Source organism: Arthrobacter sp. K41, assembly GCF_059089645.1.
Genome location: NZ_JBNHEW010000001.1, coordinates 566,630 through 578,789 on the forward strand (window position 1 = coordinate 566,630; position 12,160 = coordinate 578,789).

Annotated in this window: 15 protein-coding genes and 1 pseudogene; 11 read left to right on the top strand and 5 right to left on the bottom strand. The window is 64.3% G+C overall.

Annotation, left to right across the window (positions count from 1 at the left end; all coding sequences use genetic code 11):
• Positions 1 to 44: 44 nt before the first annotated feature.
• The gene (locus tag AC5RTE_RS02670; protein ID WP_494039855.1) at positions 45 to 905 is read right to left on the bottom strand and encodes a hypothetical protein; all 861 of its coding nucleotides are present in this window, start codon (positions 903 to 905) and stop codon (positions 45 to 47) included.
• Entirely contained in the window at positions 889 to 2,655 is a 1,767-nt protein-coding gene (locus AC5RTE_RS02675) for an NAD(P)/FAD-dependent oxidoreductase (protein WP_494039856.1), read from the bottom strand. The genes AC5RTE_RS02670 and AC5RTE_RS02675 overlap by 17 nt, the downstream gene beginning before the upstream one ends.
• Before the next feature lie 158 nt (positions 2,656 to 2,813).
• Between AC5RTE_RS02675 and AC5RTE_RS02680 the strand changes: the two genes are divergently transcribed.
• The 5 genes from AC5RTE_RS02680 to AC5RTE_RS02700 all read left to right on the top strand — a co-directional run bounded on the left by AC5RTE_RS02680 (position 2,814) and on the right by AC5RTE_RS02700 (position 6,595).
• A complete protein-coding gene (locus tag AC5RTE_RS02680; RefSeq protein ID WP_494039857.1) occupies positions 2,814 to 3,176 on the top strand; it encodes a UBP-type zinc finger domain-containing protein in 363 nt (120 codons plus the stop codon).
• Positions 3,177 to 3,241: 65 nt separating this feature from the next.
• Positions 3,242 to 3,934, top strand: coding sequence for an MSMEG_4193 family putative phosphomutase (locus tag AC5RTE_RS02685; protein ID WP_494039858.1), 693 nt, complete (start codon positions 3,242 to 3,244; stop codon positions 3,932 to 3,934).
• A gap of 24 nt (positions 3,935 to 3,958) precedes the next feature.
• The gene (locus AC5RTE_RS02690) at positions 3,959 to 4,513 is read left to right on the top strand and encodes a DUF3090 domain-containing protein (RefSeq protein WP_494039859.1); all 555 of its coding nucleotides are present in this window, start codon (positions 3,959 to 3,961) and stop codon (positions 4,511 to 4,513) included.
• Between the two features lie 2 nt (positions 4,514 to 4,515).
• Complete coding sequence (locus AC5RTE_RS02695) at positions 4,516 to 5,283, top strand: SCO1664 family protein (protein ID WP_494039860.1); 768 nt, start codon at positions 4,516 to 4,518, stop codon at positions 5,281 to 5,283.
• An 880-nt stretch (positions 5,284 to 6,163) separates the two neighbouring features.
• On the top strand, positions 6,164 to 6,595 hold the full coding sequence (locus tag AC5RTE_RS02700) for a hypothetical protein (RefSeq protein WP_494039861.1): 432 nt from the start codon (positions 6,164 to 6,166) through the stop codon (positions 6,593 to 6,595).
• A 93-nt stretch (positions 6,596 to 6,688) separates the two neighbouring features.
• Here AC5RTE_RS02700 and AC5RTE_RS02705 read toward each other — a convergent pair whose 3' ends face one another.
• Both AC5RTE_RS02705 and AC5RTE_RS02710 read right to left on the bottom strand, forming a co-directional pair.
• Positions 6,689 to 7,585 (bottom strand): DNA/RNA non-specific endonuclease, encoded by an 897-nt coding sequence (locus AC5RTE_RS02705; protein WP_494039862.1) that lies wholly within the window; start codon positions 7,583 to 7,585, stop codon positions 6,689 to 6,691.
• A gap of 60 nt (positions 7,586 to 7,645) precedes the next feature.
• Positions 7,646 to 8,206, bottom strand: a complete 561-nt coding sequence (locus AC5RTE_RS02710; protein WP_494039863.1) for an RBBP9/YdeN family alpha/beta hydrolase — start codon at positions 8,204 to 8,206, stop codon at positions 7,646 to 7,648.
• A gap of 272 nt (positions 8,207 to 8,478) precedes the next feature.
• On the opposite strand from AC5RTE_RS02710, the gene AC5RTE_RS02715 reads away from it, so the two are divergent.
• From AC5RTE_RS02715 to AC5RTE_RS02725, 3 genes are all read left to right on the top strand, one after another.
• Positions 8,479 to 9,024, top strand: a complete 546-nt coding sequence (locus tag AC5RTE_RS02715; RefSeq protein ID WP_494039864.1) for an AMIN-like domain-containing (lipo)protein — start codon at positions 8,479 to 8,481, stop codon at positions 9,022 to 9,024.
• A 323-nt stretch (positions 9,025 to 9,347) separates the two neighbouring features.
• Positions 9,348 to 9,833 carry a PI-PLC domain-containing protein gene (locus AC5RTE_RS02720; RefSeq protein ID WP_494039865.1) on the top strand — a complete coding sequence of 162 codons (486 nt, stop codon included), beginning with the start codon at positions 9,348 to 9,350 and terminating at the stop codon, positions 9,831 to 9,833.
• Entirely contained in the window at positions 9,830 to 10,051 is a 222-nt protein-coding gene (locus tag AC5RTE_RS02725) for a glycerophosphodiester phosphodiesterase (RefSeq protein WP_494039866.1), read from the top strand. Before AC5RTE_RS02720 ends, AC5RTE_RS02725 begins: the two co-directional genes overlap by 4 nt.
• Positions 10,052 to 10,095: 44 nt before the next feature.
• Here the strand turns inward: AC5RTE_RS02725 and AC5RTE_RS02730 are convergent, their stop codons facing one another.
• Positions 10,096 to 10,287 carry a three-helix bundle dimerization domain-containing protein gene (locus AC5RTE_RS02730; protein WP_494039867.1) on the bottom strand — a complete coding sequence of 64 codons (192 nt, stop codon included), beginning with the start codon at positions 10,285 to 10,287 and terminating at the stop codon, positions 10,096 to 10,098.
• 256 nt (positions 10,288 to 10,543) lie between these two features.
• Between AC5RTE_RS02730 and AC5RTE_RS02735 the strand changes: the two genes are divergently transcribed.
• The 3 genes and pseudogenes from AC5RTE_RS02735 to AC5RTE_RS02745 all read left to right on the top strand — a co-directional run.
• On the top strand, positions 10,544 to 11,041 hold the full coding sequence (locus AC5RTE_RS02735) for a DM13 domain-containing protein (RefSeq protein ID WP_494039868.1): 498 nt from the start codon (positions 10,544 to 10,546) through the stop codon (positions 11,039 to 11,041).
• On the top strand, positions 11,038 to 11,628 hold the full coding sequence (locus tag AC5RTE_RS02740; RefSeq protein WP_494039869.1) for a hypothetical protein: 591 nt from the start codon (positions 11,038 to 11,040) through the stop codon (positions 11,626 to 11,628). The genes AC5RTE_RS02735 and AC5RTE_RS02740 overlap by 4 nt, the downstream gene beginning before the upstream one ends.
• Positions 11,629 to 11,929: 301 nt before the next feature.
• Positions 11,930 to 12,144 (top strand): annotated as a pseudogene (locus AC5RTE_RS02745) (integrase core domain-containing protein); the annotation flags it as partial.
• Positions 12,145 to 12,160 lie beyond the last annotated feature (16 nt).

Sequence of the window (12,160 nt, forward strand, 5' to 3'; positions counted from 1 at the left end):
GTTCACGTCGCCCCTGGGCTCGCCAGGGGTGATGCGCAGCTGTTCTACCTAGCTCGGGCTGCCCGGTCACGGGTTAGTGCGAGCGCCCATCCGCCCGCTACTCCAATGGCAAGCAGCACGGTTACGAAACCGATCGCCGGGGCGCTTGACCAGGTCAGGGCGGAGCCGTACCGCAGCAGTGCGAGCGCCTGCAGAATGACGAAGGCAACGGACGTTACGGCCACGGGCCGGACGGTGCTCAGGTCGCGGCTCAACTGTCCCTGCGCGGCCGCCCACCCAAGACCGACAAGCCACGCGCCGATCGCCCTCGCGGTGAGCTCGGACAGTGGCCACGGCCACCAGGTTGCGGCCTGAAGGGGAATCGCCAGGAGCGCCAAGCCATATAGCAGCAGCACCCCGGAGATTCCCGCCAAAAGCAACCGGAGCGCCGGGGGCAGCACGGGCCGTCCCGCCGTTGCGGTTCTGGTAGCCGGGGGCCGGGACCGGACCTGCATCCAGCTGACGACGAGCATGGCCACGGGCACAATGGCATAGATTGCCAGCCATGCCCAGGCGGCTAACTGGGCAAGGAAGGCAGTGTCTGAGGACAGGTGGAAGCGATCGAGATGAAGCAGGGTGACTCCGAAAGTCAAGGTCGTGAAGATGAACACGGGCCAGACTGCCAGCCTCGCCAGATCCCAAGTCGCTGAGCGGGCGCCTGTCACCTCCAGGCCAGCGCTCGCCCAGTAAGCCGCCCCGAGGAAGACCGCGGTCATGGGCGGATTGACTGTCCATGCGAACCACTCCGCAGTCCGGAGCGGAAACACGAACAACACGAGCCCGGCAAGAAACACGAGAAATGCAGCGGCGTAGAGCAGCCACCGCATCGGCGGGATGAGGGGTGTGACCTCAGTTGAAGCCGGCATCGCCGGGCAACTCCTCCGATAGGGGTGCCTCAGCAGGGGCAGGGAGCGGGGCAGGCAGGGGGTTCTCGGCGAGGTAGGTGTGCAGCATCGAGACCACCGTGGCCCCGTCGCCGACTGCGGTAGCCACTCTTTTGATCGAACCGGCCCGCACGTCGCCGATGGCGAAAATGCCGGGCATGCTGGTCTCCAGCGCCAACGGAGGCCTCCCCGACGTGACAGGCCCGGCGTCGCTGACCTCCCGGCTGACTCCCGTGCGCAGAAAGCCTGCGGGGTCGCACTCGACGGCGTCGGGCAGCCAGGCGGTCCGCGGCACCGAACCGATCAGCACGAACAAGCCGCCGGCTTCAATTTCCTCGCTCGGGGTTGACTCATGCGCTCCCGTTGCAGAGATTTTGACGGCGGAAAGGAATTTGTCCTGGTCACGGCCCCCCACGATCCTGGTGCGGTAGCGGATAGCAACGTTGCGGGTAGCCCCAAGCTGGGAGATGAGGTACTCCGACATACTGGCCGACAGCGAGGGCCCGCGCACCAGCAGCGTCACTTTCTTCGCGTACTTCGCCAGATGCAGCGCCGCTTGTCCGGCCGAATTGCCGCCGCCCACGACGCAGACGTGCTTCCCCGCCATTGACGGGGCCTCGGAGACCGTGGCGCCATAGAAGACGCCCCTGCCCACCAGATCCTCCAGCTGAGGCAGGCCGAGGCGGCGGTAGTCCACTCCGGTGGCCACCACGACAGTGCGGCAGCGCACGACGCTGCCATCCGAAATTGAAGCAACGTACAAAGCCCCCTCGCTTTCGAGCCCCTCCACTTTCCGGAGGAACAGGAAGTCAGTGCCCAAAGTCCAGGCCTGGTGGAAGGAGCGGTAGGCCAGGTGCGCGCCACTCACACCCCGGGAGAAGCCAGGGTAGTTGCGGATTAATGAGCTGGTACCGGCCTGGCCCCCCACAGCTTCCCCCTCCACCACCATGGTGGACAGGCCCTCGGAGGAGGCATAAACGGCGGTCGCAAGACCCGAAGGACCAGCTCCCACCACCAGCACATCGAAAATCTTGTCCGCCGGCGGCGGCCGCGTCACCCCCATCGCTTCGGCGATCTCAAGGTCGCTGGGGTTCTCAAGGACAATTGGTGGAACGGTGAAATCCAGCACCATGACCGGCAGCACGGGGTCCCGCAGGTCCACGCTTTCCAGCGTGCGCTGCGCCGTTTCGGATCCTGCTGGGTGGAAGCCCACCGGGATGTGGTTCCGGCTCAAGGAGTCGCGCAACGTATGAGTCCTTTCGTCGCCGACCTCCCCGACCAGCCGGACGGCCTCGAACGAAACCCCCTGGGCCAGGTGCCAGTCGTCGAGGGCGTCAGTGATCGCGCCATGGAATTCTTCGTCGCGCGAACGTTCGGGACGTATGATCACCAGTTCGGCGTACCCCTGCCCGACTGCCTGGAACACAGTGGGGGCACTGGCGAAGTCACCCCATGTCACCACAACACCCCGCTTGGCGGCTGGGTGGAAGCCATACGCACGCCTCAGGAAATCGAGTCCACCCCGGTCAGCCGGGCCGTAGCATGCGAGGATGAGGGCGACCGGGCGGTTCCAGCGCCGGAGCCCCTCAAGCACCGCCCGCCCGTGGGCGTGGTCGGCGCAGGCCACCACCTCGTAGTCGGCACCGTACCGCCGGCGTAACTCGTCTTCAAGAATGCGCAGAGAGGTCGGGTCTTTCGTGGCAACCAGCATGATCGGAACCGAGTGCTCCATGGCCGTTGTCTTTCCGGTTCAATGGTTCGGTGGCGCTCACGATACTCGCGGTGGGACACCGGCGACAAGGGCGCGAAGACTCTGTCAGAATAGCTCCCGATGCGGGGCAGGCAGGATGACCTGAGCAGAACCGGAGCGCGGTGAAAATGGAGGACCCCATGGAGGAGCGCCATATCCCAGGAATCAGCCTCGGCGCCACACCCAGTGGACCCGGGTGCCTGGAGTGCCTCGGCGGTGACGGCCCGGGATGGTGGCTGCACCTGCGCCGGTGTGCGCAATGCGGCCACATTGGATGCTGCGATTCATCACCCTCGCAACATGCCAGTCTCCACGCCCTCACGGCCGGTCACCCCGTCATCAGGTCCTTTGAACCTGGGGAGGACTGGTTTTACGAGCACACCACGAAGAAGTTCTTTCGCGGCCCGCGGCTTCCGGATCCTCAATCCAGGCCGCCGGAGCAGCCGGCACCTGCACCGGCGGACAAGGTTCCGGCAGACTGGCAGGAGCGCCTGCACCGGTAGCCGCGGCGCCACAATTAAGCGCGCGACGGCGGGCTTCACCGAGGGACGCTGGTTAGGCTGGGTGGATGGCGACAGTTCTTCTCGTGCGGCACGGCCGCACCACAGCCAATGCCACCGGGCTGCTGGCCGGTCGGGCCGCAGGCGTCGGCCTGGACCAGGTCGGCCGCGAGCAGGCGGCGTTGACCGGAGAGCGGCTCGCGGGCGTGCCCGTAGTTGGGGTGGTTTCCAGCCCTCTCGAGCGCTGCCGGCAGACCGCCCAGCTCATCCTCGACCGCCAGGCCGGCTCTCCGTACGCGCCGGTGGACCCCGACCTCACCGAGTGCGATTACGGCGAGTGGCAGGGCCGCACGCTCAGTGATCTCGCCACGGAGGATCTGTGGCCGGCTGTGCAGTCGCAGCCGTCCGCCGTCGTATTTCCCGGCGGTGAGTCCATGGCTGCCATGCAGGCTCGGGCGGTAGCGGCCATTCGCCGCCACGATGCAGCCTTCGAGGCCGAGTACGGGCGGGGAGCTGTATGGGTGGCGGTGAGTCACGGTGACATCATCAAATCCATCGTCGCCGACGCGCTGGGCATGCACCTCGACCTGTTCCAGCGCATAAACGTTGGGCCGGCCTCCGTATCGATCGTCAGCTACGGCGCCAGCCGGCCGAGCGTGTACGCGACCAACACCGACGCTGGGGATCTGTCCTGGCTGTCGAACGGCGTCCACTCGAGCGACGCGCCGGTGGGAGGCGGTGCAGGGCAAAGGGCGCTCTGAACCTCATGTGCCTAAAATGCTCGTATGCCTACACGTGTTCATGAATTTGCCTGGCCTGATCGGGTCGTTGTTGGCACCATTGGCCTTCCTGGGGCGCGTACGTTTTACCTGCAGGTGCGGGCCGGGACCCAAATCGTAAGTGTCGCATTGGAGAAGCACCAGTCGGCTCTGCTCGCGGAGAAAATCGACGAAATCCTCGACCAGCTTCTGACCTTGGAGGGCAACCCCCACAGTGTTCCCACCGGTACTCCCATAGAACTGGTGGACAATGATCAGCTCGAGGCCGTTCATGAGCAGTTTAGGGCCGGCGCCATGAGCTTAGGCTGGGACCCGACGACCGCCCAGGTCGTCATAGAGGCCTACCCGATCACCGATATCGACCCTGATGGCAGCGACGAAGCCCTTGATCAGGACGAGGCTGACGTGCCCGAAATGCTGCTGGTGCGGATGCCAGTTGGCACCGCCCGCGCATTCGCCAAGCGCACCCGTGAGGTCGTGGGCGCCGGGCGTCCGGCATGCCCGCTCTGCGGATACCCGGTAGACGCCGACGGCCACGTCTGCACTCTGCCCGAGGTGTAATAATGTCCGCGCCCGACCTGATGACCGCGGAGCTGACGCTAACCGGGCGCATTACGACGGCGTCGAACGCCACCTTCGTGGGGACCATCGGCGACGCGACCGTCGTCTACAAACCGGTTGCCGGGGAAAAACCGCTGTGGGATTTTCCCGATGGTTTCCTTGCCCACCGGGAGGTTGCCGCCTACCTGGTTTCGGAGGTTCTTGGCTGGAACGTGGTGCCGCGCACCTGGCTGCGCGATGGTCCCTTAGGTAAAGGGATGGTGCAGCTGTGGCAGGACACTGACCCCGGCCAGAACGCGGTGGACCTCGTTGCGTCGGACGGCGTGCCGAAGACCGGTTGGAAACACGTTCTTGAAGGTCAGGATGAGGACGGGCGGATGGTCGCCCTCGTCCACGAGGACTCTCCGGCGCTCAGGCGGATGGCGGTGTTCGACGTCGTCGTCAACAATGCGGACCGCAAGGGCGATCACATTCTTGCCATGTGGGACGGACACCGGCACGGCGTGGACCATGGGCTCACGTTTCACCGTGACCACAAGCTGCGCACAGTGCTGTGGGGGTGGCTGGGCGAGGCTCTGACCCCTGAGGAGCACGAAGGCATCGATCGTGTCAGCAAGGAACTTCACGGTGAGCTGGGCCGAAACCTGGCGGGCCTGCTCAGCGCCGACGAGATTGCCTCGCTTGCCGCGCGTTGCGCCCGGCTGCGCTCAGCAGGGCGTTTTCCGGCTCCGAGTGGCGGGATGCCGGCGGTGCCCTGGCCGCTGTTTTAAGGCCTGTTCCATCCCGTCACCCCGGGCAGGCAGTGGCTTTGTAGGGCGGAAACTCAAGATCGACACAATTGTTCCCCAAGAAGGGGCAAACGTGCTTCCGCTTTGTCCCTCGGGCTTCCTAGAGTGACTTGCAGACAGCAGATGACTACGTCAGGGGGGACGTATGAGCAGGGCACCGTTGGTGGAGGAAGCACGTGGCGGGAAAGCTCCGGTTCCCGGCCCGCCCAAAAATTCCCTTGTTCGGCCGCGGCCTGCACAGCAGGCTAAGCCCTCTACCGGCCGGGAGCACGAGGTGCAGCGGCTGATCCGAGACCTCGCCGCTCTTGCCGCCCGGCGGCGTGGAAGCACCTCAGGCCGGATCTGATACGCTCCGCCAAAACGGACCTCTGTGGGTGTAGGCAGGGACCGGACCGTCGTGAGTACATTTCCGTGATGGGCACGTGGCCCCGGCTGGAAGATCATCAGCAGATAACGGTCCCTCCACCTCAGTTACGGGTTAGTAAACCTTTTGAGTGGACAGGGGAACCGGACATCCCCAGCACCTACTATGAGCCATGGACACGGTCCCCACGGTATTGCTGGTCTTCTTTGCCGCTTTCGCCTGGATTGGACTGACTGTGATCGTGATCCTGCGGTTGCGTCGGCGGCGTAACGGCTCAACGCTGGTGGCTTCCGCCCCGGCGGAACAGCACACCAGCCACGCTCACAAGCCTTGGCGGCGTGTCCGCCCAGTCACAGGGCAAGCCCCAGTACGTCGCAGGCTGCGGCTGAGGAAAGTCCGCAGGTAAACGCCCCCAATCACCTTCGAGGTCGATGGGTGTAACACGTAAGGCAGCAACGCAGTAGGCTGACGTGACCATGAGCCTGAGGGGGCAGCGCTATGAAACAGCAAGTTTTTGCAGCCGCAGTTGTCGCAGCACTTCTACTGGCGGGCTGCACTTCAGCACCGAAAATCAGCGCTCTTGAGTCTCCAGCCGATGCGGAAGATCAACTTCCTGCCGGGATCACCGTATGGCCGGAGGACGAGATACCTTCCAATACCGTGAGGTTCCTGGTCGAGCACAACGAGGTCAGGTATTTCGGAGCGAAAAGCGACGACGGCCGCAGGGCTTGTGTGGTCGCCGTACGCCAAGACGCTGAGGCCATGTGGGTGGGCGGTTGTTCCGATCTCACGGACGATCATGAGGTCGTCCATGTAAGCGGTGTGGGTGTTGCTGAGACGGTACTGGTGTCGGACGGCTACGACGTCGATAAGCTCCTCGAGGCCGGGTGGAAGCCCATTCATAAGAACATCGTCATCGCCGCGTCCTGAGGCGACACGGGCCAGTAACGCTAATCCGGCTACCGGCGCTGGCCCGCGCCTGTTTGATGGAGGTCCTCAGAGGCCAGGCTGGCGGGTGTTCCCTTACGCGTCCAGGTCAAAGTCAAGATCAAGGCACTCTGTGGACACCAGTTCCCGCCAGGTGGTCCCGACCCGGGCGGTGCGGAGGGTTGCGGCGATCGGCATCCTGTCGGCGGCAACGAGTTGGTCGAGGTTCAGTTCGGTGAGTTCGGCGATATCGCGGAGGGGTACCTGGAAGGTTCGGAACGGGCCCAATGGCGGAGCCTCCTCAACGGCGCCCGGCCGCGGCACGTCCGGCAGGTCGGCCAGCTGGGGTGTCTGGTCAACGACATACCCGGTGGCTGCCAGCTCGCCCCCATGGATGAAGGCTGCGACCTTGAAATACCGCAGGGGGATGCCAACTCCCCGATAGACGGGGTCGAGGTCGCTGAAGATCGGCCCGGTAAACACCAGGAGTTTCCGGCTGTGATGGGCGGCGTGGTCCAGGAGGTAGGACTCCATGCCGAGCCACAGTTCCATGCCCTGGTTGAACTTGGCGGCCTGCGGCGCAGCGTTGGTGTAGTGGAATGTGTCCTCGTTGGCCTGTGCCGCCTCGGCCCGGCTCTCACCCCAGACGGCGGACGCACGTCGGACCAGGTGTCCGCGATCGATGTCGTTGCGGGCGTAGACCCGTTCACCCGTCTGCTGGTCTTCACGCAGCCGTGGATCCAGCCGCCAGTTGATTCCTGCGCGGTCCAGGTCCATGAGTTTGCCGCCATCAATCCCCAGTGCTGTCACGGCCGCGAGGCGTTTGTCCGGGCGCATCAGCACTGAGAAGTGCGTGTATGGCAAAAGGACTGTCTCGACCCCGGCCAGCGTCGGGATGGGTACGGTAACGCCCAGGAAGCCCTCATTGTAGCCGCCCCTGGCGGCGAGGTCTTCGACGGTAGCGGTCCGTGCAAGCAATAATTCATCATCCATGCCCGGACCCTATCAGTGCCCGGTGAAGGTGGGGTGTCACCAAGGCGGCGAAGGCGGTTCCTAGTGCGACCCCAGCAGGTCAAGCACGGCTGGGAGGGTGGTCACCCCATCCTTAGCCATGAAGTGTCCCGCTCCTGGTTCCACCTGTAGCTGTGCGTTGAGCCGCCCGGCAAGCTCATCGGACGCTGCCGGCGGCACAAAGGGATCCGCATCCGAGCGGAGAACGGCCCGCTTGCCGATACTCCTGGCCACGCGTTCAACGTCAACGTCCGTTGCAAGAAAGCCATCCAGCTCCGGCAACGCTTCCAGTGGTTGAGTGAAGCCGGCCACCAGCACAAGACCGCCTAGCTCCCATGGCTCCGGCAGCGCCGCGAGTACTCGCAGTGCAGTAACCGCGCCGAGGGAATGTGCCACAACCGCCGTCCTGCTATCGGGCACCCCAAGAGCGGCACTGACAGCGCTCTCCCACGCTGCCGCATCAGGAGCGTCCGGGGCGGGCAGGGAAACGACAGTGACGCCGATGCCTTCTGCTTGGAGTACACCTTCAAGCCAAGGAAACCAGTTAGCATCCGGTGCAGCTTCGTACCCGTGGACAATAATGACGCGCTCGACTTCGCTCATAGGCAATGAGCCTAAGGGGTTGCCGGCAGTCCGGGTAGCGACGCCGCGACGGCGGCGCCCGGCGTCGTTACCCGGCGTCACGGGCGGGTCCAGAAACGGCACCAAAACGATTAAAACGGCCGGACGAGAACCCTCGAATTTACTAGCACGTGACCGGGAGGTGGTGTTCTTTACGGTTTCGCCCCGAAGCGGCAACAAGCCTCGTTTTGTGCCCCTCGCACTCCCTAATCTTGAGCTATCCAACCGCCCCACTCCCCTTGGAAGCACCCCCAATGAAAAAACTCCTCCTCTGGCTCACGGCCCTCCTGGCAGCCGTCGGGCTGGGCATTCTGGCACCGGGGCCCGCCTCGGCAGCATCGTATTGCGGTCTCGAATGGGGTTCCCTGGCTAAATCCATGGCCGGGATGAGCTCCGCGTCCGTCACCAACGTCCGGACAGGGCAGCAACCCTGCTTCGACCGGATGGTGGTTGACCTCAACGGCCCTGCGAAGGGCTACACGGTCCGCTACGTCCCGGAAATCATCCAGGACCCCACCGGTTACACGATCCCCGTGTATGGCAAAGCGCGCCTGCAGGTCGTCGTGAATGCACCCTCGTATGACAGCAACGGCAACCTCACCTACAACCCGGCGGCAAAGGCTGAACTGTCCAACGTCGCCGGCTACCAGACCTTCCGGCAGGTCGTTTACGCCGGAAGCTTTGAGGGTTCCACCAGCATCGGCCTGGGCGTCCGCGCCCGGCTGCCCTTCAGGGTCTTCACCCTGGACGGGCCTGGATCCGGTTCCCGGCTGATCGTGGACGTCGCCCACTCCTGGTGACGTAATTGAGAAGGTGCCGCACGCCCGGGATTCGGTGTGCGGCACCTTCTTCCGTGTGGTTCAGCTAAGGCCACCGCGGGCTTCCCAAGCTCCCCAGGTAACTGCCAGCATGAACTTCCTGTCCGCCGGCCAGTCGACCTGAGCGCTCGTCCTGCCCGGAGCCACTTCCCGGGGCCACTCTCCCATCTCTCGGCTTCATCCTCTCGGCACCTGTCGTTGTCGCTTTCGCCACTCCCAGCACCTACGTTTGATCGCATTCGGTCGCCAGGCATCCCCACCACGCACTCGGAGCAGTAGCCACCCTGTCAGCCGCAAACTGCGCTGTGGCCACCAACGGGCAAACCCAGAAGGGCCTTACAGCAAAGGCAGAGGCCTTCACCAAGGTCGACCGCAATACCCAGTGGAACGAAGTCCAGAAGGCCAGCCAGGTGAAGTTCAACATTGTAACTAAGGTCGAAGCCGGCGCCCCCGCGCAGACCGCGTCGCGCGAACAGTTCGTCGACGTCGCCATCCGCGAGATGAAGGCCGTCAACATGGAGCACCGCGTCTCCATCCAAAGCTATGACTGGGGCGCGCTCTGCCTCGTGCAGGACCGCAAACCCGGCCTCCGGACCGTGGCCCTGACCAACAAGGACTTCCTGCAGACCGGCCAGCCCGGCGCCTCACCCTGGCTGGGCGGCACCGACTCCTATGACTTCGGCGGGGACCTCGTCAAGGCCGCTGCCTCCCTTGGCTTCGACGCCATCTCCCTCGTCCACGGAAACCCGCAGAACGGCAAGGTCACCGACCCCGACTACACCCCGTCGTGACGGCCGACATGGTGGAACGCGCACACGCCAAGGGCATGCAGGTCATCCCCTGGATCGTCAACGACCAGCCCACCATGCGCGCCCTCATGGACGCCGGCGGCGACGGACTCATCACCGACTACCTGGACCGTATCCGCGACGTCACGGAGGAACTGTCACTGAAGCTACCCAAGGAGTACGCTCTGACTCCTGGTGCATCTGGCCTGGCAACAAGCTAACCAGCAACCAAGTCGCTGGAAGCCCAGATGTCTGGCGAGTGCGACTACTGTCTTAGCCGGTCCCTGACAGCGCGTTCAACCAGGACCGGAACATAGGCCCGGACCCTGCCTTCGTCCAGGAAGCGGTGCTCCTGCTCGACGATGTCCTCAATGCGTTTCCGCGGCATGTCCGGGTACTTTTCCGCGAGGCGGTCCACGACGTGGTCGAGTGGACGCAGTTCTTCAATGACGCCCATTGGGAGAGTTTCGAGGCGAGGATTCCCAGATGCAAGACTGGATTTTTTCGTCGGCAAGGGCTATTGACCACTACCTGCCCTGGGCAGGTTGCCCCTGGTTCCCACGGTCAGCATGCAGCGCTCCTCCGGGCAGTCCTGGCACAAGCAGCTCGTGACCGGGCAGATCCGGGCCATGGGCTCAATATGTGCGGTGGCCTGGTTGTGCCTCCCCGCCTTGGACTCGGGTAGGGTGCCAAAGAAACGAATCATCGGGGGCATGATGAAACTGGTGCGACGTGTGCTGCTCGCCGGAGTCCTGGTGTCGGTCCTGGCGGGGTGTACTTACTCAGAGCCTGGGCACGATCAGGACACCCGCCCAGTCGAAGCAGCTTCGGCTTTCCCTAGTCCCTCGGCTGTGTCCGCCACGATGCAGGGCTCGTTCCAGTCCCTGACTGCAGCTACCTCTGGCACGGCCACCCTCGAGGTCAACGAGTCCGGCGCAGTTCTGCAGCTAGAGAACATGGCGAGTGAGCCCGGCAAGGATCTTCGCGTCATGCTCAGCCCCGGCACTCTTGCTGCCGGCGTCGGCGGAAATCTTGAATTGTCATCGACGGAGATGATCGAGATTGGCCAATTCCGGGACGGCGCCACCCAACGTTTTGTGATGGACGCACAAATGTGGACGGCCATGCAGGATCCAGCTCGGAGTGTGTTGATCTATGACTACTCCGCCAAGAACACGCGGGCAGTGGCAGTCCTCAGCGACCAGAAGTGAAGGCTCAGGCTAGTGCCTGGGTATATCCCGCTCCGGCCCACCGCTCGTGGACGTTCGCCGCCGTTTGCGTCGTGGTCCCGGCGCTGTCCCTGCTGGTGTTCAACCTGGCGAATCCCATCATCCAGCTGCTGCCCTGGTATGCGGCCGTCTACCTGCTGATCGGGGCCTGCATTCTCGGGCCCACCGGGAAGATCCCGTCGGTTAGGCAGGCCGTGGCGTTCCTGCTGCCCGGCGCCCTGCTCGTTCCCCTGGCACTGTTTAACGTGGGCTGCTGGGCCGGCGGCTGGCTGTCTGGTGATCTTCACCTTCAAAGGCATCTGGCCAATCTTCAGCCTCTGCCTGTTCCTCCTGCCGATCATCCCGCTCACCCGCCTGGCATGCCCCGAGAATGGGGCCCGGCCACTGCAGGCCGGCTCGGAGGCGTTACTGGCCGCGGCCGCGGCCGTGGTGTCCTTCACAACCCCGACTCCGGAGGGCGCATGGGGGTCGCCCTGGATCTATGCCGGCGGTGCAGCGACTGTCAGGCTGATGATCGCGTTCTGGACAAGGGGCTTCCCCCGCCGATCTCAGCGGACCAGGCTCCATGACGGGGCCGTCCTTTAAAGTCCCGCTCCCCGGCTCAATCCATAAACGGGATGAGTGAGACGGGCTTGAGGCCCTGCAATAGCAGGGCCTCCGGACTCCACCTGGCTTGAAAAGGCTGCTACCCTCTCCGGTACGGATGCGGTCATCCGGAGCCAGCGCACCTTGGGCGAGGACGGAACCATTGACGCACACTTCCAAGGGAAGATGCCAACGGTGGCGGAACGCTGCGAGTAGCACGGAGCTTGTGGTTCCTACCCGGGCCGCAGCAGCCATGGGGCAGACCAAGGCGTACCCGTTCGCCGGGTCATGACAGATAACGCCTTCGCCTACCGGCTCTCCCGGAACTTCCAGGACGCACTGGCCGCCAACACATCCTGTTCAAACCCCGGCACCCCTGGCGAAACGGCAAAGCAGTACGCTTCAACCGCACCCTCCAGGAAGGATGGGCCTACCGGCAACCCTTCACGTCCAACCGGGCACGCACCGAGGCCCTGCAGCCATGGCTAAACTTCTACAACAACCACCCCACTGACA